This window comes from Acinetobacter sp. ANC 3929 (genome assembly GCF_000369405.1).
Classification (GTDB): Bacteria; Pseudomonadota; Gammaproteobacteria; order Pseudomonadales; family Moraxellaceae; genus Acinetobacter.
The window spans coordinates 1,180,374-1,203,752 of sequence record NZ_KB850000.1 but is presented as its reverse complement, the minus strand read 5'-3'; the positions used below and the strand labels follow the sequence as shown (position 1 = coordinate 1,203,752).

At 40.4% G+C, this 23,379-nt stretch carries 21 protein-coding genes and 1 pseudogene; 18 read left to right on the top strand and 4 right to left on the bottom strand.

Going from position 1 to position 23,379, the window contains the following annotated elements:
* Positions 1-45 precede the first annotated feature (45 nt).
* The 11 genes and pseudogenes from F909_RS02600 (at position 46) to F909_RS02645 (ending at position 10,480) form a co-directional block, all read left to right on the top strand.
* Entirely contained in the window at positions 46-1,299 is a 1,254-nt protein-coding gene (locus tag F909_RS02600) for an MFS transporter (protein ID WP_005153981.1), read from the top strand.
* Position 1,300: 1 nt separating this feature from the next.
* Positions 1,301-2,140, top strand: coding sequence for an ABC transporter permease (locus F909_RS02605; protein WP_005153980.1), 840 nt, complete (start codon positions 1,301-1,303; stop codon positions 2,138-2,140).
* A gap of 11 nt (positions 2,141-2,151) precedes the next feature.
* On the top strand, positions 2,152-2,940 hold the full coding sequence (locus F909_RS02610) for an ABC transporter permease (RefSeq protein ID WP_005153978.1): 789 nt from the start codon (positions 2,152-2,154) through the stop codon (positions 2,938-2,940).
* Positions 2,941-2,952: 12 nt separating this feature from the next.
* Positions 2,953-4,038 (top strand): ABC transporter substrate-binding protein, encoded by a 1,086-nt coding sequence (locus F909_RS02615; protein ID WP_005153976.1) that lies wholly within the window; start codon positions 2,953-2,955, stop codon positions 4,036-4,038.
* A complete protein-coding gene (locus F909_RS02620; RefSeq protein WP_005153973.1) occupies positions 4,035-4,865 on the top strand; it encodes an ABC transporter ATP-binding protein in 831 nt (276 codons plus the stop codon). The genes F909_RS02615 and F909_RS02620 overlap by 4 nt, the downstream gene beginning before the upstream one ends.
* A gap of 41 nt (positions 4,866-4,906) precedes the next feature.
* On the top strand, positions 4,907-5,764 hold the full coding sequence (locus F909_RS02625; protein ID WP_005153970.1) for an ABC transporter permease: 858 nt from the start codon (positions 4,907-4,909) through the stop codon (positions 5,762-5,764).
* Positions 5,765-5,778: 14 nt separating this feature from the next.
* A pseudogene (locus F909_RS0120430) lies at positions 5,779-6,802 on the top strand (ABC transporter substrate-binding protein).
* A gap of 138 nt (positions 6,803-6,940) precedes the next feature.
* Complete coding sequence (locus tag F909_RS02630) at positions 6,941-8,068, top strand: sigma-54 interaction domain-containing protein (protein ID WP_005153961.1); 1,128 nt, start codon at positions 6,941-6,943, stop codon at positions 8,066-8,068.
* 195 nt (positions 8,069-8,263) lie between these two features.
* Positions 8,264-8,479 (top strand): TOBE domain-containing protein, encoded by a 216-nt coding sequence (locus tag F909_RS02635; RefSeq protein ID WP_004654121.1) that lies wholly within the window; start codon positions 8,264-8,266, stop codon positions 8,477-8,479.
* Between the two features lie 69 nt (positions 8,480-8,548).
* Entirely contained in the window at positions 8,549-9,373 is an 825-nt protein-coding gene (locus F909_RS02640; protein ID WP_005153959.1) for an ABC transporter ATP-binding protein, read from the top strand.
* A 174-nt stretch (positions 9,374-9,547) separates the two neighbouring features.
* On the top strand, positions 9,548-10,480 hold the full coding sequence (locus F909_RS02645) for a TauD/TfdA dioxygenase family protein (protein WP_005153956.1): 933 nt from the start codon (positions 9,548-9,550) through the stop codon (positions 10,478-10,480).
* 29 nt (positions 10,481-10,509) lie between these two features.
* Here the strand turns inward: F909_RS02645 and F909_RS02650 are convergent, their stop codons facing one another.
* Positions 10,510-11,127: a TetR/AcrR family transcriptional regulator gene (locus F909_RS02650; protein WP_005153941.1), complete on the bottom strand. Its 618-nt coding sequence runs from the start codon at positions 11,125-11,127 to the stop codon at positions 10,510-10,512.
* Positions 11,128-11,614: 487 nt separating this feature from the next.
* On the opposite strand from F909_RS02650, the gene F909_RS02655 reads away from it, so the two are divergent.
* The 5 genes from F909_RS02655 to F909_RS02675 all read left to right on the top strand — a co-directional run bounded on the left by F909_RS02655 (position 11,615) and on the right by F909_RS02675 (position 17,283).
* Positions 11,615-12,574: a metal-dependent hydrolase gene (locus F909_RS02655; RefSeq protein WP_005153940.1), complete on the top strand. Its 960-nt coding sequence runs from the start codon at positions 11,615-11,617 to the stop codon at positions 12,572-12,574.
* 285 nt (positions 12,575-12,859) lie between these two features.
* Entirely contained in the window at positions 12,860-13,834 is a 975-nt protein-coding gene (locus tag F909_RS02660; RefSeq protein WP_005153939.1) for a metal-dependent hydrolase, read from the top strand.
* Positions 13,835-13,872: 38 nt separating this feature from the next.
* A complete protein-coding gene (locus F909_RS02665; protein ID WP_005153938.1) occupies positions 13,873-14,697 on the top strand; it encodes an SDR family NAD(P)-dependent oxidoreductase in 825 nt (274 codons plus the stop codon).
* Positions 14,698-14,790: 93 nt separating this feature from the next.
* Positions 14,791-16,311, top strand: a complete 1,521-nt coding sequence (locus tag F909_RS02670) for a flavin-containing monooxygenase (RefSeq protein WP_005153937.1) — start codon at positions 14,791-14,793, stop codon at positions 16,309-16,311.
* A 93-nt stretch (positions 16,312-16,404) separates the two neighbouring features.
* Positions 16,405-17,283, top strand: coding sequence for a class I SAM-dependent methyltransferase (locus tag F909_RS02675; RefSeq protein WP_005153936.1), 879 nt, complete (start codon positions 16,405-16,407; stop codon positions 17,281-17,283).
* Between the two features lie 70 nt (positions 17,284-17,353).
* Here F909_RS02675 and F909_RS02680 read toward each other — a convergent pair whose 3' ends face one another.
* Together F909_RS02680 and crp are read right to left on the bottom strand one after the other, a co-directional pair.
* Positions 17,354-18,130, bottom strand: coding sequence for a M48 family metallopeptidase (locus F909_RS02680; protein WP_005153935.1), 777 nt, complete (start codon positions 18,128-18,130; stop codon positions 17,354-17,356).
* A 202-nt stretch (positions 18,131-18,332) separates the two neighbouring features.
* Positions 18,333-19,040 (bottom strand): cAMP-activated global transcriptional regulator CRP, encoded by a 708-nt coding sequence (gene crp / locus F909_RS02685; protein WP_005153934.1) that lies wholly within the window; start codon positions 19,038-19,040, stop codon positions 18,333-18,335.
* 148 nt (positions 19,041-19,188) lie between these two features.
* Between crp and F909_RS02690 the strand changes: the two genes are divergently transcribed.
* A complete protein-coding gene (locus tag F909_RS02690) occupies positions 19,189-19,611 on the top strand; it encodes an OsmC family protein (protein WP_005153932.1) in 423 nt (140 codons plus the stop codon).
* 71 nt (positions 19,612-19,682) lie between these two features.
* On the opposite strand, the gene F909_RS02695 is transcribed toward F909_RS02690, so the two are convergent.
* Positions 19,683-20,483 carry a peptidoglycan DD-metalloendopeptidase family protein gene (locus F909_RS02695; RefSeq protein ID WP_005153930.1) on the bottom strand — a complete coding sequence of 267 codons (801 nt, stop codon included), beginning with the start codon at positions 20,481-20,483 and terminating at the stop codon, positions 19,683-19,685.
* A gap of 262 nt (positions 20,484-20,745) precedes the next feature.
* On the opposite strand from F909_RS02695, the gene clpB reads away from it, so the two are divergent.
* On the top strand, positions 20,746-23,325 hold the full coding sequence (gene clpB, locus F909_RS02700) for an ATP-dependent chaperone ClpB (RefSeq protein ID WP_005153925.1): 2,580 nt from the start codon (positions 20,746-20,748) through the stop codon (positions 23,323-23,325).
* Positions 23,326-23,379: the final 54 nt, after the last annotated feature.

Below are 23,379 nucleotides of genomic sequence, written 5' to 3'. Positions count from 1 at the left end.
CCTTTGGTATGCCAGTTTATTTGTTCGCTATTTTAGGAATGACCTATGCGTCAGGAATCGGTTACTCAGGCTGAATTGGGTCAGTGGCAGTTTGTGTTGGGCTTTATCGGCTTGGCATTGTGCGCAGGCTTAGGCATTGGTATTGCGAAAATCGTGACTTCGTTATATGCGGTGCATTTAGCTGCGAATGAGTTTGAAATGGGACTGATTGCCGCAGTACAGAGTTTAGGTATTTTGCTGATCGGATTGCCAATTGGTTTGTTAGTACAGCGACACGGACCTAAGACAATGTTTGTGCTAGGAAGTTTTCTTGCAGCAGTGGTGTATGTCACGGTGCCATTTTATCCAGCAGTTTGGTATCTGATTTTATCTACTTTCCTCGTTGGACTATGTATGCCAATGCGGTTTGTTTCGCTCAATACCGTGTATATGCAGCATTTAAAAAGTATAGGTGCTGCTAGGGCGGGATGGTTTAGAGGCACGCATATGATGGGCTTCTTTCTGGTTGGTCCGTTATTGGCCGTGAGTTTAGTGAGTGGGGCTGGATTCTCAGGCGCATTTTGGTGGATTGCGGGACTTTTTTTGCTACCGATAGTGTTTGCACGATTGGCTTTTGGATCAAACTCAACAGCGATCAGTCAAGCGCAACAGAACGAAGTCTTTAGCCTTACTGTAATTGCCAAGCAATTGGTTTTATTAAAAAAAGATCAGGCTTTACGACGTACCAGTTTGATTGAAATGGCAAGCAATGCAGTGATGGCGTACTACGGTTTTTTCATCATTGTTATTGCAATCAAAGACTTTGGCTTGAGTGAAACGCTTGCTGCAAGCTTGGTGACACTACAGGGTGCGGTATTTGTTGGGGCCTTATTTACGACTGGTACTTTGTTCGCACGCTGGGGCATAAAGCGCTTTTATCAAACGGGTTTTGCTTTTGTTGCAGTGGCCTCTGTGATGTTGGGCATACCTAAAATTTCCATACTGTTGTGGGTAGGTGCTGTGATTTTAGGTTTGGGGCTTGCGATGTTGCATATCGTCAATTTCACCATGTTTGCCAATGTGGGTGAACGCTTGGGAATGGCAAAGGTGTCTGGATTAACAGCAATGGCAGGACCAGCAGGTGCATTGCTGGGAAGTATTGTTGGAGGCTGGCTAGGTCACTACTGGGGCTTACAGTCGATGTTTCTTATTTCAGCAGTTTTATTTGGCGGGCTGATTCGTTTTGCTCAGCAACTTACACAAGTTTTTATAGTGCCGCCCGTAGAGATTGAAATGTATTCAGAAATAGAGGGTCAATAAAATGAGTAGCATCGAAACGCAATTAGAAAATGAACAGTCTTGGCAGCGAATTAATTTGGGCCCTTATTTCAAGCAAATCGGTATATGGGCAGTTCGTATTTTATTGGCTTTGGTTTTACCTGCCATCGCTTTAGCGGTTTGGCATTATGCTTTTCAGAAGCAATGGTTACCTGAACAAATTTTACCAAGTCCTGCCTTGGTTTGGCAAACCACGTTAGAACTGATCGACACGCATGAATTACAGGATAATTTATGGATTAGCTTAAAACGGGTTGCTTGGAGTGTTTTGGTGGGCGGCAGCATTGGGTTGTTATTGGGTTTTCTCATCGGATTATCACGTATCGCACACAAGTTCATTTATCCAACTTTTAATCTGATTGCGCAATTTCCAGTGATTGGCTGGATTCCATTACTCATGATCTTTTTGGGTATTGATGAAAGTTTAAAAATTGTAGCTATTTCACTTGCGGTATTTGTTCCTGTATTGGTTGCAACCTATCGCAGCGTCTTGAATGTTCCTTCGCATTTATTAGAAGTCTCTCAGGTATATACCTTTAGTGCATGGCAACGATTTCGTCGTGTTATTTTGCCTTCTGCTTTGCCAAATATTGTCAGTGGTTTACGTCAAGGAATTATGCAGGCGTGGCTATCACTGGTTTTTGTCGAACTATTAGCCAGTAGTGAAGGGATTGGTTACCTGATTGTATGGGGACGGCAGCTGATTCAACCCGACATTATTTTTATGGCTGTCATTGTGATTGGGATCGTGGGTTTTGTTCTAGATCATATTTTGGGTTGGGTTGAACGCTGGTTTAGCCATTGGCAACGCAGTGCATTTTAAGAGGATTGAATATGTCTATTACTTCTACATCCAAACCAAGATTTAATTTCAATTATTTAAACGTTTATGGTTTGGTCCTCCCAATTGTTTTCATTGTGTTGTGGGCGATCGCATCCAAGTTAAATTGGGTCAATCCTAAACTCATTCCAGCACCATTTGAGGTACTACAGATTGCAATCCATCAATTTCAGCAGCAAGAGTTTTGGATAGGTCTGGGCGCGAGCCTGTTCCGTGATCTGACAGGTTTTGTCATAGGCAGCATTCTGGCCATTATTTTTGGCATTGTTGTTGGGGTTTCACGTTGGGCCAATTATTTATTTTTGCCCAGTTTTAATGTATTGCGGCAGATTTCTTTATTTGCATGGTTACCGCTAATCACTACCTTTTTGGATTATGGCAATAGCGCGAAAATTCTATTCATTGTGCTCTCAGTTTTTTATCCCGTGGCCTTACATACCATTGATGGGGTAAGACAAATTCCACTGCATCAATACGAAGTAGCAAAAGTCTATCAATTTAATGCTTGGCAGACCTTGAACAAACTGATTTTACCTGCGGCAGCCAGCCAAATCTTTTTGGGCTTACAACTCGGTTTGATTTTCGCTTGGGTAGCGACCATCGGGGCAGAGTTTTTGTTGGCAAACTATGGTGTTGGGCTGGGCAATATCGTGATTCGTGGACGAGCTGCTTTAGATGTGGGTCTGATTGTATTTGGTTTAATCGTGATTGGTTTTATCGGTGTGGCGTGGAATAGCTTAGCCAATTTAACTGAACGTCGTATTTTGGTTTGGCGACGTTAGGAGAATAATAAAATGAAACAACAGAATTTTCGGCAGTTTTTCAAACAGCATTTTAAATCGCTTGGGCAGATTAGCGTATTGAGTTTAATGGCGCTCAGTCTCATTGCATGCAGTAAACAATCAGATATTCCACCCAATCAGGTGCATGAGCTTCGTTATCAATCTTTAACCAGTGTGGTTTCATTACCAGAACTGGCTGAAGACTTGGGCTATTTAGGTGACTTAAAGCTGAAATATGTCGGCAGTGTGCAAGGTGGTCCTCAGGATTTACAAGCACTTACTACAGGCGATGTGGATGTTGCAACGGCTTTTGATGGTGCAATCATTAAGCTTGCAGCAGCAGGGGTGAAGATCAAAGCCGTGGTTGCCTCATATGGCAGTGATGACAAAAGTTGGGTCGGTTATTACGTTCCAAATAATAGTCAGATTCATTCAGCGCGTGATTTGATTGGCAAAAAAGTGGCTGTAAACACATTGGGTGCACATTACGAATTTGTCTTGAAAGACTATTTGGCACGTCAAGGTTTAAGCAATGACGAAATCAATCAAGTGGAATTTGTGGTATTGCCACCCGTCAACACAGAACAAGCCTTACGTGCAGGACAAGTTGATGCCGCAGCGTTGGTTTCTATTTTTCAAGATAAGGCCTTGGAACGTGGCGGTTTAAGAAAACTAGTCTCAGATACGGATCTGTATGGCAGTTTTACCGCGGGCAGTTATGTCTTTACTGAAAAATTCATCCAACAGCATCCTGAAGTGGTCAAGCAATATGTCACAGGTGTTGCCAAAGCCGTGGAATGGACCAAGCAAACACCACGAGAACAAGTGCTCGCCCGTTTTAAAAGCATTATTGAAAAGAGAAAACGCAATGAAAGCGATGTGCTGATGCAGTACTGGCGCAGTTATGGGGTCGTCAGTCAAGGCGGATTGTTAAATGCAGCACAATACCAGCGTTGGATTGATCTATTTGAAAAGCGTGGTGAGTTCAAACCCAATCAGGTTAAGGCAGATGCTTTATTTACCAATCAATTTAATCCCTACGTAAGTGAAAACAAAAATGTAGCTGACGAGCAGCCCAGTAAGGAGCAGAAGCAATGAGCACAAAATTAAAAATTGAAAATGTTTATAAGTCTTTTGCTGCCAAAAAAGTCAAAGGTGCAAAAGTTCAGTCCGAAGATTTTGTGGCAGTCGAAAATTTATCTTTAGATGTCAAGGTCGGTGAGTTTGTTGCCATTGTTGGTCCGAGTGGCTGTGGAAAATCAACCTTGCTCGATCTTTTGGCCGGTTTAACCACACCCAGTTCAGGTCAAATCACTATTGATGGGCAAGCGATTAAAAAACCGGGTTTAGATCGCGGTATCGTTTTTCAGCAATATGCTTTATTTCCGTGGTTAACGGCCTTAGAAAATATTGAGTTTGGATTGGATGCAAAAGGCGTTGATAAACAACAGCGTTATCAAACAGCAAAGTATTTCTTAAATCTGGTTGGGCTTGCGGAGTTCGAACATCATTATCCAAATGAACTTTCAGGTGGCATGAAGCAGCGGGTCGCAATTGCACGGAGTTTGGCCTATGACCCCGACATTCTATTGATGGATGAACCTTTTGCTGCACTCGACGCACAGACCCGCGAAACTTTACAGGCTGAATTGGTCAAAATTTGGCAACAGACCCAGAAGACCATCATTTTTATTACACATAGTATTGATGAAGCGATTTATTTGGGACAGCGCATTGCCATAATGACCTCACGTCCCGGACGCATCAAACAGGTGATTGAAGTACCAACTGAGCTAAGAAGCGATCAGGAAGATGTCCGTTCCAGTCCTGAATTCAGCCAACTGCGTCATCAGATTTGGAGCTTGTTACGTGAAGAAGTATTGAAAGCCCAAGAGCAGGAAAAACAAAAGCAGTTGGTCGCTTAAGCACAACGTATTTTAAAAATTAACAAGAAACAGAGGTGATTATGTCGAGTACAAAAGAGACATTAACGTTTCCGAAAACAATTCAGCCTAGTTCAATTTCTTCTCCACCTAAGATCAGTTCTTTGGGGGATGGTTTCAATCTCAGCTGGCTTTCCAGTGGTTTTAAGCGTTCTGCTGCAATTTTATTATTTTTGGCCATTTGGGAAATTGTACCGCGTATTGGCTTGGTCGATTCAGCATTTTTACCGACGTTTTCTACAGTTTTGGTAAGTGGTTGGGGCTTGATTCAAAATGGTCAATTATTAACACATTTGCAAGCCAGTTTGATTCGCTCACTTAGCGGTTTTATTTTTGCGATCATTATTGCCATTCCTTTGGGTTTGGCGATTGGTTGGTACACCCGTTTTTCTGAATTTCTGAGTCCTTTATTGGAAGTGTTTCGAAATACGGCTGCTTTAGCTTTATTACCTGTGTTTATTCTTTTCCTTGGAATCGGCGAGAGTTCGAAAATTGCATTGGTCACCTATGCCTGCACTTGGCCAATCTTACTGAATACCATCAGTGGTGTTCGTAATGTTGATCCATTGTTGATCAAGTCAGCAAGAACCATGGGACTGAGCTCCATTCAGTTATTCCGTAAAGTGATTTTACCTGCTGCGATTCCAACGATTTTCGTGGGCGTACGTTTGGCGGGTTCATTCTCAGTGTTAATGTTGATTGCCGCAGAAATGGTTGGGGCGAAAGCAGGTTTGGGTTATTTGATTAATTATGCGCAATATAACTTCCAGATTCCCGAAATGTTCTTTGGCATCATTAGTATTACCACAATTGGTCTATTGTTTAACTACAGTCTGCTTGCGATTGAAAAGCGTTTGACCGCGTGGAAAACTGAAAGGTAGTCAGGAGCATAGACATGTTTAAGCAAGGCTGGGGAATGCATCTATTTGATTTGATTTGAGTTGTATGCTGACAATGTCGCTCATTTTGTTGGGATGTACAAAACCAGCATCGAAATTGACCACAGTCGATGGACTCGAATCTTTAGAATTTAAATATTTAGGTTCGCCAGGCGTGGTTACACCATTGGAATTGGCTGAGGATTTAGGTTATCTCGCACCAATCAAGTTAAGTTATCAGGGTGTTTCTACAGGAGGACCACAAGGCATTCAATCTGCTTTGTCAGGTGATAGTGATATCAGCAGTCCAAGTTTTGCAGGCTCAGCCGTTAAAATGGTGGCCAGTGGTGTACCTGGAACCGTTGTCATTGCTGCCTACGGTACTTTTGATGATCCTTTTGCTGGTTATTATGTATTGGAAAATAGCCCAATTCATTCAGCCAGAGACTTAATCGGTAAAAAAGTCGGAACCAATATTCTGGGTGCACAAGTGGAATATATGTTGAAAACCTATTTAAAAAAAGGAGGACTCCAGAAGAAATCAATCAAGTAACGCTAGTGGTCTTGCCACCAGGTTCTTCAGAGCAAGCCCTAAGAAATGGTCATGTGGATTTAGCGCCATTGACTGGTCCTTCAATCGAACGGGGCGGTGTACGTCGTCTTTATCGGGATTATGATCTGGTCGGCGATCTGACGACTGGAACTTATGTCATGGCAAATCGCTATATTGCTAAACATCCGAATACGACCCGTAAAGTGGTAACGGGCATAGCCAAAGCAATTGAATGGTCTAGACAACAACCGAGAGATCAAGTGATTGCACGTTTTGAACACATTTTGGAGAAACGTAAACGACCTGAAAATAGTGCCATGTTAAAATATTAGACACAGTGGGGAATTTCAAGTATTGCGGGGAAATTTAAAAATGATGATTTTACAATATGGGTTGATAATTTAATCTCTGAAGGACTGTTAAAACAGAATCAGATTGATTATAAAAAGATATATAGCAATCAATATAATGCATATAGCCAAAATTAAATCATCTTTGTAGTTTAATTAATTGGAGTTTATTTCTATTTTAATAAATAGAAATAACAAAGGTGAATTACTGATTTCTATTTAAACAAATAGTCATGCAAGATAACTTCTCTTTTAGAACAATAGGGAAGTAAATGCATGTCATTCATTACTTATCCACAAAATCAGACTTTAACGCGAACTGAGCGGGCGACAGCAATGGTTTTTGAAGATCAAAAATCAAGAGATTTACTGGATCGCATCGAACAGATTGCACCCAGTGAGGCGAGCGTCCTGATTATTGGCAATACAGGGACAGGTAAAGAACTGGTTGCACGTCAGGTACATATGATGAGCCAACGTAGTCGTGGTCCTTTTGTGGCAGTACATTGTGGTGCATTTACCGAATCATTGGCTGAAAGTGAGTTATTTGGACATGAAAAAGGTGCATTTACAGGTGCAATCAATAGCAAGGCGGGTTGGTTTGAAGCGGCCAATCATGGCACGTTGTTCTTGGATGAAGTCGGTGACTTATCTCCAGCAATGCAGGTGAAATTATTGCGGGTCTTGCAAGAACGTGAAATTGTTCGAGTCGGTTCACTTAAGCCAATTAAGTTGAATGTCCGTGTGATTGCGGCTACCAATGTCCATCTGGATGAGGCAGTTCAAGCAGGCAAGTTCAGGGAAGATTTATTTTATCGGCTGAATGTCGCTTTACTTAAAGTTTCTCCTTTGGCTGAACGGCCTGGCGATATTTTACCGTTGGCTCATTTTTTTATTGCTCAATATTGCAAACGTTTGGGCTATCCAATTGCGACGCTGAGCCCAAGTGCAGTCCAGAAACTATTGACCTATGGCTATCCCGGTAATATTCGTGAACTGGAAAATGCCATTCATCATGCCTTACTGGTCTGCAAGAATCATCAAATTCAGCCGACTGACTTTTGCTTTGCATCTTTATCCAGTAGTTTGAATTTGCGACAGATTTCTGATTTGGAGAAGAGCACACAAACCATTCCTAGAACAGATTTATTGCCTAAACAAATATTGCAGCATGCGCTTCTGAATTTATTTGAATCATCTCATGCCTTGAAAAATGAAAATCTAGATCGCTTGATTGAAGAAGCAACGATTCGTATCGCTTATGAATATTGCCATCGCAATCAGGTCCAAACAGCTAAGCTTTTAGGGATTAGTCGTAATATCGTGCGTGCAAGATTGGTCAAATATGGCTTGGTGGGAAACGATAAAGTGGTCAATATTATGTTGGAAGAATTATTGAGTTAATTGAAATGAATAATCAGGTGGCAGTGTCACCTTTTTATTGCTTTAAAATCACTTTGCTGAAAAAACAATAATCAATGATTTAAAATAAATATAACTTTTTAATCAAAAAATATTCAAAAATAATAGTTCTAAATATTCGTATATTTTCTAATATAGCTAAACATAACTTAATAAACAGATGTAAAGTGGTGAAAGATGAGTATTCCTCAAATTAATGTGCGTAATCAGTTTCGTGGTGTTGTTAAAGAAATTATTGAAGGCAGTGTCGTTTCTGAGGTGGATGTAGAAACACCTGCGGGAGTTTTTACTTCGGTAATTACTACACGATCAGTGAAAAACCTAAATTTAGAATTAGGTAGTGAGGTCATTGTTTTAATTAAGTCTACAGAAGTTGCTTTGGCAAAACTATAGGAAGTCATATCAAAAATATAGTAAAGATTGATTTTATTATATTTTGATTTCTGTTTTAGAGGAGCTAAAATGACATCATTAAATGTAGGTTCAGTAAAAATTAATCATCTCAATAAATCATATGGGCAGTACCAAGAACAAGCCTTAACTGTATTGGATGATATTTCTTTAGAGATTAAAGCGGGGGAATTTGTCAGTATCGTCGGCAGTAGTGGTTGTGGAAAATCAACTTTATTACGTTTACTTGTCGGCTTAGATGATCAATTTGAAGGCAAGATTTTGGTCGATGGACAACCGATTCAAGGCACCAGTCTGGAGCGTGGTATTGTCTTTCAAGATCATCGATTATTTCCTTGGCTGAATGTGCAAGATAACATTCGGGTTGCATTGTTAAATAGCAAATTAACAGTCGCTGAACAGAATCAGTTGATTGATGAACATATTGAATTGGTTGGCTTGAGTAAGTTTAAAGATGCTTATCCAGCACAGCTTTCAGGTGGAATGAGTCAACGTGTTGCGATTGCGAGAAGTTTGATTAATCGACCTAAAATCTTGTTGTTGGATGAACCTTTTGGCGCATTGGATGCACTGACGCGCGCCAATCTACAAAAGGAGTTACAACGGATCTGGCAAACTGAAAAAATTACCATGATTATCGTGACGCATGATGTGGAGGAAGCCGTTTTCCTTGGTGATCGTGTTGTGGTGATGCAACCCAATCCTGGTCGGATTAAACGAATTGTTCCTGTTCATTTACCGCATCCACGCGTTCGAGAGGACGTTCGACTTGCTGCAATTAGAAATGATATTTTGACAGATTTTAGTCATGTAACTGAAGATCATTTAATTATCCCGCCAGTTAAAGATTTTAATCAATTTCAGTTTGCTTGGTAAGTCCAAGTAAACTGAACTTTATAATCATAAAAATAAATAAATTAATATAAAAATATTGGTTCTTATATTTCAAGGTTTTCATATATTTAAATGGATCACTAATTTTGTGATTGGGGAGTCGTGAATAGAGCTAAATGCTTTAAAAAATATAATGAATGATTTAAAGGAAAGAAAATGACCGTACTCACACAACTTTCAGCAGCGATCGAAAGTGCACCGCGTTGGCATGAATACAAGAAGCATAGTTTAGATAGCGTGCAAATCACACCCATCGAAGGCGCATTGGGTGCGATTGTGACTGGGTTGGATGCCAGTAAACCTCAAAGTGGGGAAGTGATCCTCATGCTGAAAAAGGCATTGCATGAACATTTAATTTTAGTTTTCAAGGCACAAGAGTTGGAAGACAGTGACTTACTGGCCTTTGCAAGTTATTTTGGTGGGATTTTCCGTCCGCCAACAGATGTCCCAGTATTGGCAACGCGTAATGATACCAATGCACCGCCTGATATTGTACCCGTATCTAATGCGGTTGGAGAGGGGGATTATACAGGTCATGGGGAACTGACCCCGCACAGTGACCATCACTGGACACCACAGCCTTCTAGTGGATCCTTGCTTTACGCAATTGAACTTCCCAAAGATGGTGGTGCGACCAGTTGGTATAATACTGTTCAGGCATATGAAGACCTAGATCAGGAAACTAAAGACGAAATCGAAGGGTTGCAACTGATTACTTATAATCCATTTTTACGCTTGAAGGATAAAAGCCCGATTCCAAAATATCGCTTTTCTGATCAACCGATATTGGGTGCTGCATTTCCACATCCATTGGTTCGTACACATTCTGAGAGTGGTCGGCGTGGTATTTATTTGGATGCACAGACTGAAGTTGAAGTTGTAGGATATGATGATCAGAAGGGCGCAGCGTTGATCGAACGCTTAAGAGCACATATCGTCAAGCCTCAATATCGTTATGAACACCAGTGGGAAATTGGAGATATTGTCTATTGGGATAATCAGTTGACCTTGCATTCACGCACAGCCTTTCCTGCTGAGCAACGTCGTTTATTGAAACGTGTCAGTTTGGCAGGCGCAAGACCATTCTAAAGTTAAATTGAGCCAGTGAAAGCTGGCTTTTAATTTCCAGCTTTTGCCAATTCTGCTTCGATATAACTAATAATCATGGTGCTTAAACCTTTGACCATTTCATCAAAGCTGATTTGCGGATTCGGTAAGATTAAATGACGTGCCACATTGAAGATACTGCTATTAATACTGATATAAGCAGTCACGCTGAGATTATTGACCTTTAGGTAACGAGGATGGCGAATCATATATTTCATCAAAACCTCCATCAGTGCCATTTCGATCTGACCAATATATTTTTCGTACTTGAGTTCAGTCGCATATCTTAGGCAGATGAGATAGCGATCATCATCGCGTGTCAGTAAATCTCTAAAGGTGTAGAAAATCATTTCAAATAATGGTTCTAACTCTTGTTCAATGATGATTGGCGTGAGTTCCTTGACCATATCTAATACTTCTTTGACAAAAGTTTTGGCCATTGCATCATAAATTTCTTCTTTATTTTTAAAATACTCATATAAAGAGCCGACACTGACACCCGCAATATCTGCAATATGCCGTGTGGTTGTACCACTGGTGCCATTACTGGCAACTGCAATGAAACCAGCTTCGATAATGGTATCTACGGTTACTTTTGAGCGGGATTGACGTGGTTTACGAGTCGCCATAAGCTTTTATTGTTAAAATCCGAACATAATGTCAGATTAACATGTGCTGGAATCCTATGAAAGGGCCGCTTAATTAATCCGAACAAATAAAATTACATGCATTTTAATATTTATATTTTTTCTGTAATAAAAATGAGTTCGCGAAGATTAATCTTGATTTTGACTTATGGAATTTATTTTTTATTTTAAATATATGTTTGATAATAAAAGTAAAAAAAATAATTAAGCTGTTCTTATTTGTGTTTTAAAAATTTGATAAGAACCACTTTTTATGAAGAATCTATCTATTCAAACTGTGGTAATTACCCGAATTGAATCCGAACATAAGATCGGTTTAAAGTAATTTCATATCAGGATCAGGTTCAAAAAAATCTCCCGAATATTTTTTCAGACTTCTCAAATGACTGAGAAAGACGAAAAGAGATGAACCAGATGCAACGCATGTCAAAGGGCAAATGACGCTCAAGTGAAGTAGGTAGGTGTAGCCATGATTAGCAGCACATTAAAGAAAGGTTTAAGTTTATTTAAATCTAACCCAATAACTGAGCAAATTGATTTTGCGAGTAAAAAAAGTATTCCAATTCGTCACTTGGCCATCGGATTTGAAGGGAAACAAGTTGATCTTTCATTTTATATGAATAATCAATTCGCTACGATTTTCTTCGCTACGCTTTCAGTATTTTTAACCTATGGCGAAGACTTGGTGATTGAAACAGCTCGTCATCATCGCGATCAATTGAAAGATCCGATCCTGAGACAGCGTGTGACTTCGTTGATTGGTCAGGAAGCGATTCATTCAAAATTACATAATGAATTTAACGATGCAATTGTTGATCTTGATTATCCAGTACGACTCTATCGTTTCCTGGGTGAACAGTTCTTTGATCATATTTTCTTGAAATTCCCGCAACCGCTGAAACTTTCATTGATGGCTGGGATTGAACATTTCACCGCAGTATTGGCGGAATACATGATGGCGCATGAGCAGAACTTCTACTTCTCTGATGATGCAAAAACCCGCGCCTTATGGATGTGGCATATGCTTGAAGAATCAGAGCATAAAGATGTTGCCTATGATGTTTATCAAACACTGAATGGTAATTATGCCTTACGCATCTCAGGTTTCTTACTGGCTTATTTCACCATTCTTGGGCTGATCCCATTCTCTGCAACCATGGTGCCGATCTTACGTAAGCCACAAGAAATGTTGACCTCGAAATTTTGGAAAGATGCACGACGTGGTGTCAAGCTGATCTTTAGTCCGAAGGATGGGGTTTTTGGAAGTACCCAAGGTCGTATTTTTGATTATTTACGTACGGATTTCCATCCAAATGATCATGATGCAACAGTATATTTTGAATACTACGAAAAGAAACTTTTATCAGAAGGTGGTGCATTGCATCCATTCTTTGTAAAAGAGTTCACGCCTAAGGTGCAAGCGGCTTAATTTTTGAATCAGATAGCTAAGTAGAGTGCGGTGAAATAAAGGTAATAGGTGGCAAAAAAGCTCAATGTCTTATGAGCAGTTTGGTTCTTGTTGCCGTTATTTCGCTCATGCACTATGCAAATAACCATTCTCAGCTGACCCGTGTATGGGGGGATGCGTCCCAACTTAAAGTTTAAGAATTGAAGTCGTTAAAGTTGCAGAAATAATCTTATAGACAGCTTTACGATTTTTTGATGGATGCATTGCTGTGTGTTTTTATTTTACTCTCTCTATGGGAATTAAGACATGGTCGCTCAAGTTCTTCGAAATGTCTTCTCAGGCAAATTAAGTACCAAATATCAGGGTGTTATTCAAAATCTAGTGAATAAATCACCTATTCCAATTCGTCATTTTGATTTTAAGTTCAATCCGAATGAATTGGATGAAAAGTTTTTTTTAAATAAAGAGTTAGCAACCTCTTATTTTCATGCTTTATCCATCTTTCTAACATTTGGTGAAGATGTGGTGATCGATACTGCGCGTCATCATCGTGATTTTATTGAAGATCCGATTTTAAAACAAAGACTGACATCTTTGATTGGACAAGAAGCGATTCATTCAAAAATCCACAATCAGTTTAATGATGAAGTCTTGAAAGAAAATGGATATCCAGTTGAGTTACTTCGTGCAATTGCGGGCAAAGTTTTCGAATATGGTATCTATAAACTTCCACAGTCTTTACAGCTTTCATTGATGGCAGGCATAGAACATTACACCGCCGTGCTTGCTGAATTCATGATGCAGCATGAAGAGTATCTGTTGGGTTCTCAAGACGAAAGACAGCGTGCCATGTGGATGTGGCATATGTTGGAAGAGTCTGAGCATAAAGATATTGCATACGATGTTTTTCTGGAGTTATCAGGTAATTATTGGCTCAGAGTGACGGGTTTCTTACTGGCAAGTTTAACTATTTTAGGTGGTGTTTCGCTTGGCGGCTATTTGATGCCATTTGTACGCAAGCCAAGCAACCTGATTAATCCTCATTATATGAAAGATATTGTGGAAAGTACGGCTTTATTGTTCGGTAGCGAGCGTGGAGTATTTGGAAGTAGCTTTATGCACATTCTCGAATATCTACGTCCAAGTTTTCATCCAAATGACCATGATACTACGGCGTATATGGCGTATTACAAAGAACGTTTATTAAACCCAGAAACAGGTTTATTAAGCCCTTACTTCCTGAAAGAGTTTGTACCACCTGTACGTGCAGCGACTGCATAACTTGGTCCAGATCAATACGAGATTATTGGAAAGCAAAGATGAAATTATTTGGGAAAAAAAACAAGCCTAGCCAAAAAGCATTCGCTGTGGTGACAGGTGCAGGAAGTGGGATTGGTCGTAGTTTTGCACTTGAACTGGCAAAACGTGGCGGTACAGTGGTGTGTTCGGATATTAATCTTGATGCAGCAAAAGAAACGGTCAGCTTAGTGGAAGCACTTGGAGCAAAAGCCTTTGCTGTGCAATGTGATGTTGCCAAAGAAGATCAAGTCAATCAATTGGCCGAACAGGCTCAACAATTGATGCAGAACCCAGTCACATTGGTGATTAATAATGCAGGGATTGGTCTGGGAGGCAAGTTTGATGAAATGTCTTCTGAAGACTGGCATTGGTGCATGAATATTAATTTGTGGGGGGTGATCCATGGCTGCCGTGCTTTTGTACCAAAGTTTAAACAACTTGGTCATGGCGCAATTATCAACGTGGCATCTGCAGCATCTTATACGGCAGCACCAGAAATGACCGTGTATAACGTGTCTAAAGCAGGTGTTCGTGCCTTGTCAGAAACGCTTTCGGCTGAACTGCGAAAATCTAATATCAAAGTCAATGTGCTGTGTCCAACCTTAGTACCGACCAATATTATTAAAAACGGCAAAGTTCCACATAAAGGGTTGTTGGATTATGCGCTGACCAATTTGGCTTTTACCACCAGTGACAAGGTGGCCAAACTGACCTTGGATCGTTTGGATAAAGGTGAGCTTTATACTATTCCACAAATCGATGCCAAGTTATTTTGGTTGATGAAACGTACTGCACCGAACTTATATGCAAAATTCTTAGGTACATCATATCGTTTTATGAAGTAGTCACCTCGGATAAAAGATTTTAAACACTGAAATAAGAAGACATCTGATTGGCGGTAGGCTTATTTCAGTTGAATGAATAAAGGATATTTTTAAATGACAGCTCAAGCAAAAAAATTAAACTCAGCTGAAGGAAAAGCTTTACCACCACACATCTATGATAGTTTTATCGTAGGCGCTGGGATTTCTGGTATCGCAACGGCGATTCGTCTTGATCAAGTAGGTTATAGCAACTACAAGATCATTGAAAAGGCAACACGCGTTGGGGGAACTTGGCGTGAAAATACTTACCCAGGTTGCGGATGTGATGTACCATCGGCATTGTATTCATATTCATTTGCACCTAGTGCCAAATGGAGTCATTTGTTTGCTCGCCAACCTGAGATTCTCAGCTATTTAGAAGAAGTCAGCGAAAATTTCAATGTCAGCTCAAAAATTGAATTTGGAACAGAGCTGCTCAATGCAGCGTGGGATAAAGAGCGCAATCTGTGGGTGATTGACACCAATAAAGGTCAAAACTTATCCAGAACTGTGGTTTTCGCAACAGGTCCAATTACCGAAGCGCAAATTCCAAAACTTGATGGTCTAGAAACTTTTAAGGGAGAAATGTTCCATTCAGCGAAATGGAATCATGATTATGACCTGACTGGCAAGCGTATTGCTGTGATTGGGACAGGCGCATCAGCAATTCAGTTTGTTCCTCAGATTCAGCCATTGGCAAAAGAATTGTACGTGTATCAACGTACAGCACCGTGGGTGGTACCAAAGCCAGATACAGATCTAGGCGATATCAGCAAAGCACTCATTGAAAAATTCCCACTGATTCAAAAAACATGGCGTCAAGCAGTTGCACAATCATTAAATGCAATTAATTTCGGCTTACGTAATCCAGCTGTGTTAAAGCCAGTTGGCGAATTGGCAAAATTGATTTTACGTTTCCAAATTGAAGATCCTGAACTCCGTAAAAATGTGACGCCGAACTTTACCATTGGCTGTAAACGTTTATTATTCGCCAACAATTATTATCCTGCTTTACAACAACCGAATACTAAACTGATTCCACATGGATTGGTGAAGGTCGAAGGGAATACCGTTGTTTCAGCAAACGGTGAGCGTCACGAAGTCGATGTGATTATTTGGGGAACAGGCTTTGAGGTGTCTCATCCACCGATTGGCAAACGTGTGTCAAATGAGAAAGGTGAATGCCTGAATGATTTGTGGAAGAATACTTCACCAGAAGCGTATTTGGGCACCAGTATTGAGAATGTCCCAAATGCTTTCCTTGTTCTAGGACCAAATGTCTTAGTGTATGATTCATTCATTGGTTTGGCTGAAGCGCAGCTTGATTATATCGTTGATGGTTTACTGAAAATCAAAGAAAAAGGCATCAGTAAGTTGAATATTAAGCCAGAAGTGATCAAGCATCATAATGAGCTGGTGCAGAAACATCTGAAAACCACAGTGTTTAACGCAGGCGGATGTAAGAGCTACTACTTAGATGCCAATGGCCGTAACTTTGCTGCATGGCCGTGGTCATTGAAAAAGTTAAAGCAACGTTTAAAACGTATGGATTTGAATGATTATCAAGTGACCTATCAGACTGAAAAAACCAACTGATTTTAGATCAATCATCAAACAGCAGTAAATTTTATCTTAGGGTAGAATTTGCTGCTTATTTTTTGCAAGATAGCAATAAAATGGGGAATCAAAATGAAAGAAGGACAATCGAGTCGCACGGCCGAAGCTGCTGCTGCATTACGTGCCAATCATTTTCAAAATGCTGAGAATCCAGTGTTTTCTGATCCTTTTGCATTTGAGTTAACCAGTAAGGGCTGGAAGAAACTGTTAACCAGTTCGTTGACCGTGAAAGTCATGAACTCCGCTATGTTTAATCGCACTTTTGGCTTATTAACAGGGCAAGTGGTCGGACGTTCCAGATATGCAGAAGATTTGCTTGAGCAAGCAATCGCGAAGGGAATTCAACAGTATGTGCTGGTAGGAGCAGGTCTAGATTCTTTTACCTTACGACAGGCCCAGAAATACCCACAGTTAAAAATCTTTGAAGTAGACCACCCAGATACTCAGGCAGCAAAACAAAGCAAATTACGCCAATTTGGAGTGCTTCCAGCAAATGTTGAGTTTGTTGCAATCGATTTTGAAAAAGAATCAATTGCAGATGCTTTAGCCCGGAGTACGTTCAAGCAGGATCAAGCTGCTTTTTTCTCATGGTTGGGGACGACACACTATCTAGAACCAGAAACAACTTTAAATACCTTGGCAAGTATTTCTCAGATAGCAGCACAGGGAAGCGAAGTGGTCTTGGACTATTCAGTTGACTATCGAGAATTGGAGGGCATAGAGCGTTTGGGCACGTTGTTTGTGTCGCAATTTACTCGTTTTTTAAAAGAACCATTAAAAGGGCAATTTAGACCCAAAGCATTGCATCAGTCAGTAGAACAAATGGGATATATCGTCACTGAGGATTTATCGGGGGATGGATTGACTGAGCGTTATTTTTATGCACGACCAGATCATATACGTCATACCATTGCGACGCATATGTTACATCTGCGTTTGCTCAAAGCTTAATTTTTATTCTATATTGTTGCTGGGTGAAAAAGCCCTTTAATTCTCACCGTAGAATTAAAGGGCTTTTTACTTAGCGACGTTTGTTATAAAGCGCTAATGCAGCAGGTAAGTTTTTACGCATATCACTAATACGTTGTGTATTTGATGGGTGAGTTGACAAGAATGAACTGCCACCAGCGCCATCCAAACGATTCATTTTTTCCCAAAGACTAATTGCAGCATTTGGGTTATAGCCTGCTTTCGCCATCAACATTAAACCACCGTAATCAGCACGGCTTTCCAGATTACGTGAGTAAGGTAGGCCAACACCGACTTGGCTGCCCAAATCGATTGCTGCGCTGCCAAGATCACCGATACTGCTGCCTGCGTATGATTTACCAATACCAATTGCAAGATTTGTTAAAGCTTGGGCACCAATTTTACTTTTAGCGTGTTCTTCTAAGGCATGTGTCATTTCATGACCCATAATTGCCGCAATTTCGTCATTGCTCAAATTAAGCTTGTTGACAATACCTGTATAAAAAACAACTTTACCACCTGGTGCAACATAAGCATTGACGGTATCTGATTTTAATACAGCCAACTGCCAGTCAAAGCGTTGACCAGTCTGGTTCATTTGGTCTGCATAAGGTTTTAAGCGCTGAAAAACAGTATTGATACGTTGATAAGTACTTGAGCTGCTATCAAGTTGATTTTTGGCACGCGCTTCTTGTGTCATTTTAGCGAAGCCTTGTGCTGATTGAGCATTCAAGGTTGCGCTGTCGGCACCCGCCATATCTGCGAAAGATGCGCAGCCAGAAATTGTCATTACTGTAACAGCACAAAGGCTCAAAGCTAACTTCTTCATACTTATTCTCTCCAAATCAGTATCTTATGAATATAGTCGTGATTAGGGAGGATTATAAAAAATGTTGACAGCAGTTAACATTCTGAATACCTCTATAATCATTGTAATTATGTAATCAGCAGCTGTTATAGGTTTGATTGAAAAAATTAAAGCCAGTGGCGGGCACTGGCTTTAATTCGAACGCATTTGATCTCAGATCAAATTAATCCTCTTCATCATACTCTTCTTCAGCAAAAGTATTTTCTTCTAAAGAAGCATCAAAAATTAAGATGGCTTTACCGTCAGTTTGAATCATACCTTGATCTTCAAGCGTCTTGAGTACGCGTCCAACCATTTCACGAGAACAACCCACGATACGCCCAATTTCTTGACGTGTGATACGAATCTGGCGACCATTTGGCAAAATCATTGCTTCAGGTTGTGCAGATAAGTCAATTAAACAGCGAGCGATACGACCAGACACATCGATGAAGGCCAGATCTGTTACTTTACGCGTTGTATTTTTAAGACGACGTACCAGTTGAGCAAACACAGCGTAACTTAGATCTGGGTATTGTTTACTTAACTCGTGGAAGTTGTCATAAGAAATTTCTGCAATTTCGCATACATCTCGAGTACGTACTTCTGCGGTACGCTGAGGGTTCTTTTCAAAAAGCCCCATTTCACCAAAGAAGTCACCAGGGTTTAAGTAGGCAACGACGATTTCACGTTCATCATCTTCACGTAAAATAATTGACACTGAACCTTTTAATATTAAATACAGTGATTTTGATTCAGTTCCAGCGTCAACAATCGCGGTGCGTTTAGGGTATCTGTTAATATGAGCACGTTTTAGCAATGCTTTAACTGATTCAGGTAGTTGACCTGGAGACAAAGCATCAGTGCTAAGTTGTGAAAAATTTGAAGTCATGCTTAAAATTTCCGAATTTGGATAAAACCGATCGCACAGGCCCTTGCTAGAGCCTTTTCTACACAGAAGAGATGAAATTCCTTATCAACTCATTTTATGTTAGTGTACAAGAACACAGTAAATTTATAACGTTTTTCGGGTAGTTGCAATGCAAACAAGTGTACATTGGTTAGAGAATGTTGCTTTTGAGGCTAAATCAGAAAGTGGCCACACTGTGGTAATGGATGGTTCTGCTGAATATGGAGGTGAAAACCGTGGTCCACGTCCTATGGAATTGATTTTAATGGGACTTGGTGGGTGTGCTTCGTTTGATATTGTGACCATCTTAAAGAAATCTCGCCAAGATGTGACAGGTGTCGTATGTCAGCTTAAAGCGGAAAGAGCAGATTCGATTCCAGCTGTGTTCACTAAAATTCATTTACATTTCGTGGTGACAGGTAAAGCAGTAAAAACCAAGCAAGTCGAAAAAGCGGTTGAACTTTCAGCGGAGAAATATTGTTCAGCAAGTAAAATGCTTGTGGATGGTGGTGTTGAAATTACCCATGATTTTGAAATTGTTGAAGCTGCATAAAGCTTAAATTATTAAGTTTTTCTAAAAAGTGATCTATTTTTATAGATCACTTTTTTTATAAGCTTTTCTTTTTATTTTAGAAATAATTGTGGGTCAACCCGAGCATTATTCAGGCTCATACCCCAATGTAAATGAGCCCCCGTGACTCGTCCAGTATTTCCCACTAAGCCAAGCGTTTCACCCTGACGAATGCGTTGTCCTTTTTCTACGTTAATTTTACTTAGATGACAGAACATACTGATTAAACCTTGCCCATGGTCAATCAGGACTGTATTGCCATTAAAGAAATAGTTTCCAGTTTGCACCACGATACCATCAGCAGGTGCAATTACTTTTTGACCAACTGGCGCTGGAATGTCCAAACCTGAGTGTGGAGCACGCTCTTCACCATTAAAAAAGCGTTTACGGCCAAAAGAGTTGCTAAATTTACCTGCTGTAGGGCGGATAAAGTTTGGGAAACTGTTCCATGTACTTTGACTAAAAGAGCTATAAATATCATTTTGCTCTTTTGCTTCACGCGCATAACGATCCAATTGCTCTTGCTGAGGATTGACGTAATCCTGATTTTTGACGTTGAGACGCTGCTCAGCATAAGGATATGGCTTAAGTTCGATTTGAATCGGACTGTTATTGGTTCTTAGGGTGAGTGTACCGAGAGGCGCAGATAAAGGGATACCAAACACAGCATAACGCTGTGAGCCTTCATGCGTAATCAGTACAGGATTTTGTTCATAAAAAACTTGAGTGGTATTTGCTTCTAAAGGAATAACTGCGATTCCACCAGCTCGTCTTGAGTCTTGTGGCAGTTGTGCAAAAGTAACATGAAGTGGAAGAAGGCAAGCGACTGCCAGATAGATTCTTTTTAAATACATGATCATCATTATGAGTAAAGTAAAGTTGTAAGCTAAAAGGTTCTGCTTAAAAGTACAAGATCGGTGGTGTTCAAAACAGAATAGGTAGCAAAAATATACAAAATATACTTGAAATAGATTGCTTTTGTACCCATATTAAAGCCGAGTCTTATATTTATTATTTTATATAAAATATTGAAAAATATATAAATTTTATTTGAAATTTTAAAATGTGTTCCCATCTAAGTGATAAGTTAGAAATTTGTTGTGAGGAATAACAAGAATGCGATTTGAAAAATTTACAAACCGCTTACAGCAAGCGCTCTCAGATGCACAATCATTGGCCATGGGTAAGGATCATACTGCAATTGCAGGGATTCATATCTTAACCTCTTTATTAGACGAACCGGCCAATCTGAGTTTATTGCAACAAGCGGGTGCGCGTTTACCAGAGTTAAAGCAGAAACTTGAACAAGCAATACAAAATGCACCCACTTTGGCAAATCCGACAGGTGATATCAATCTGAATCCTGAAGCGGTTAAGGCACTCAATTTAGCTGACCGTTATGCACAGAAAGCAGGTGATGAGTTTTTATCTACGGATTGGGTGTTGCTTAGCTTGGCAGAAACAGGCGAAACCAAAACTATTTTAAATAGTGTTGGTGTAACACCAGAGAATTTACGTAAGGTAATTGAAAACATTCGAGGAAATGACAAAGTCATGAGTAACAATCACGAAGATCAACGTGACTCACTAAATAAATATACCATTGATTTGACTGAGCGTGCCTTGGCAGGGAAGTTAGACCCTGTGATTGGCCGAGATGATGAGATTCGTCGTACCATTCAGGTGCTCTCTCGTCGTACGAAAAACAACCCTGTACTGATTGGTGAACCTGGTGTTGGTAAAACTGCGATTGTAGAAGGGTTAGCGCAGCGTATTATCAATGGTGAAGTACCAGAGAGCTTAAAGAACAAGCGTGTCCTGTCACTCGACTTGGGTTCATTACTTGCAGGTGCAAAATATCGTGGTGAATTTGAGGAACGTTTAAAAGCAGTTCTCAAAGACTTGGCAAAACATGAAGGTGAAATCATCCTGTTTATTGACGAGCTTCATACACTCGTAGGCGCAGGTAAGGGCGATGGCGCAATGGATGCAGGTAATATGCTCAAACCTGCCTTGGCGCGTGGTGAACTCCGTTGTGTGGGTGCAACGACTTTAGATGAGTATCGTCAATACATCGAAAAAGATGCTGCGCTTGAACGTCGTTTCCAAAAAGTGTTGGTGGATGAACCAAGTGTTGAAGACACTATTGCGATTCTGCGTGGTCTAAAAGAGAAATATGCGACCCATCACGGTGTACAAATTTTAGATTCAGCGATTATTGCTGCAGCGAAAATGTCACATCGTTATATCACTGATCGTCAGTTACCCGATAAGGCAATTGATTTGATTGATGAAGCTGCATCACGTATCAAGATGGAGATTGACTCTAAGCCAGAAGCTTTAGATAAATTAGATCGCCGTTTGATTCAATTAAAAATGCAGCTCGAAGCGGTGAAAAAAGATGAAGATTCAGGTAGTAAAGCTGAAGTCAATCATCTTGAACAGCAAATTGCTGAAAAGCAAAAAGAGTACAATGATTTAGAAGAGATCTGGAAAGCTGAAAAAACACTGGTTGAAGGTGATAAAAAAGCACAGGTCGAACTGGATCAAGCGCGTAGTGCTTTGGAAAAAGCCAAACGTGAAGGTGATTTGGCTGAAGCTGCACGTTTGCAATATGGTGTTATTCCAGAGTTGCAGAAACGTTTAGAGCAAGCTGAAGTTGCAGAAGAAAATGAAGAACCGAAGTTGATTCGTACCAAAGTCACTGAAAATGAGATTGCCGAAGTTGTGAGTGCAGCTACAGGCATCCCTGTGACCAAAATGCTGCAAGGTGAACGTGAAAAACTTCTGAAGATGGAAGAGTTTTTACACGATCGTGTTGTGGGACAAGATGAAGCCGTGGTTGCGGTGTCTAATGCGGTACGCCGTTCACGTGCAGGATTATCTGATCCGAATCGCCCAAGTGGATCATTCTTATTCCTTGGCCCGACTGGTGTCGGTAAAACGGAGTTAACCAAAGCATTGGCCAACTTCTTGTTCGACAGTGATGATGCCATGATTCGTATCGATATGAGTGAGTTCATGGAAAAACATTCTGTCAGTCGTTTGGTGGGTGCACCTCCTGGCTATGTGGGCTATGAGGAAGGTGGAGTCTTAACTGAGGCTGTACGTCGTAAGCCATATAGTGTGGTGTTGTTTGATGAGGTGGAAAAAGCGCATCCAGATGTATTCAATATTTTATTGCAAGTATTGGATGATGGCCGTTTAACGGATTCACAAGGTCGTGTGGTCGACTTTAAAAATACGGTCATTGTGATGACATCTAACTTGGGTTCACAAGATGTACGTGAGCTGGGTGAAGGAGCGACTGATGAGGAAGTCCGAACTGTGGTCATGAATGCCGTAACACAGCATTTCCGTCCAGAGTTTATTAACCGTATTGATGAGTTGGTGATTTTCCATTCACTGCAAAAAGCACAGATTCGTGGTATTGCGGATATTCAGTTGGATCGTTTGCGTTCACGTTTGAGTGATCGTGATATGGGCTTAACAGTAGATGACACAGCATTCGATCTGTTAATCGACGCTGGTTTCGATCCGATCTATGGAGCACGTCCATTGAAACGGGCCATTCAGCAACAAGTGGAAAATAGTTTGGCTCAAAAAATCCTGTCTGGTGAGTTTCAGGCTGGTGATAACATTTTAATCAAAGGTGAAAATGGTCATCTTGTGTTTGATAAAATGAAATTGAGCTAAGTCTTAATTTTAATGTTTGACCCCAAAGATGGTGATGAAAGTCACCATCTTTTT

Coding starts and splice junctions, on each gene's coding strand:
- clpB (WP_005153925.1), top strand. CDS start 20,746: ATGCGATTTGAAAAATTTACAAACCGCTTACAGCAAGCGCTCTCAGAT.
- F909_RS02655 (WP_005153940.1), top strand. CDS start 11,615: ATGATTAGCAGCACATTAAAGAAAGGTTTAAGTTTATTTAAATCTAAC.
- F909_RS02670 (WP_005153937.1), top strand. CDS start 14,791: ATGACAGCTCAAGCAAAAAAATTAAACTCAGCTGAAGGAAAAGCTTTA.
- F909_RS02660 (WP_005153939.1), top strand. CDS start 12,860: ATGGTCGCTCAAGTTCTTCGAAATGTCTTCTCAGGCAAATTAAGTACC.
- F909_RS02650 (WP_005153941.1), bottom strand. CDS start 11,127: ATGGCGACTCGTAAACCACGTCAATCCCGCTCAAAAGTAACCGTAGAT.
- crp (WP_005153934.1), bottom strand. CDS start 19,040: ATGACTTCAAATTTTTCACAACTTAGCACTGATGCTTTGTCTCCAGGT.
- F909_RS02620 (WP_005153973.1), top strand. CDS start 4,035: ATGAGCACAAAATTAAAAATTGAAAATGTTTATAAGTCTTTTGCTGCC.
- F909_RS02610 (WP_005153978.1), top strand. CDS start 2,152: ATGTCTATTACTTCTACATCCAAACCAAGATTTAATTTCAATTATTTA.
- F909_RS02675 (WP_005153936.1), top strand. CDS start 16,405: ATGAAAGAAGGACAATCGAGTCGCACGGCCGAAGCTGCTGCTGCATTA.
- F909_RS02635 (WP_004654121.1), top strand. CDS start 8,264: ATGAGTATTCCTCAAATTAATGTGCGTAATCAGTTTCGTGGTGTTGTT.
- F909_RS02690 (WP_005153932.1), top strand. CDS start 19,189: ATGCAAACAAGTGTACATTGGTTAGAGAATGTTGCTTTTGAGGCTAAA.
- F909_RS02645 (WP_005153956.1), top strand. CDS start 9,548: ATGACCGTACTCACACAACTTTCAGCAGCGATCGAAAGTGCACCGCGT.
- F909_RS02680 (WP_005153935.1), bottom strand. CDS start 18,130: ATGAAGAAGTTAGCTTTGAGCCTTTGTGCTGTTACAGTAATGACAATT.
- F909_RS02640 (WP_005153959.1), top strand. CDS start 8,549: ATGACATCATTAAATGTAGGTTCAGTAAAAATTAATCATCTCAATAAA.
- F909_RS02695 (WP_005153930.1), bottom strand. CDS start 20,483: ATGTATTTAAAAAGAATCTATCTGGCAGTCGCTTGCCTTCTTCCACTT.
- F909_RS02625 (WP_005153970.1), top strand. CDS start 4,907: ATGTCGAGTACAAAAGAGACATTAACGTTTCCGAAAACAATTCAGCCT.
- F909_RS02630 (WP_005153961.1), top strand. CDS start 6,941: ATGTCATTCATTACTTATCCACAAAATCAGACTTTAACGCGAACTGAG.
- F909_RS02615 (WP_005153976.1), top strand. CDS start 2,953: ATGAAACAACAGAATTTTCGGCAGTTTTTCAAACAGCATTTTAAATCG.
- F909_RS02600 (WP_005153981.1), top strand. CDS start 46: ATGCGTCAGGAATCGGTTACTCAGGCTGAATTGGGTCAGTGGCAGTTT.
- F909_RS02665 (WP_005153938.1), top strand. CDS start 13,873: ATGAAATTATTTGGGAAAAAAAACAAGCCTAGCCAAAAAGCATTCGCT.
- F909_RS02605 (WP_005153980.1), top strand. CDS start 1,301: ATGAGTAGCATCGAAACGCAATTAGAAAATGAACAGTCTTGGCAGCGA.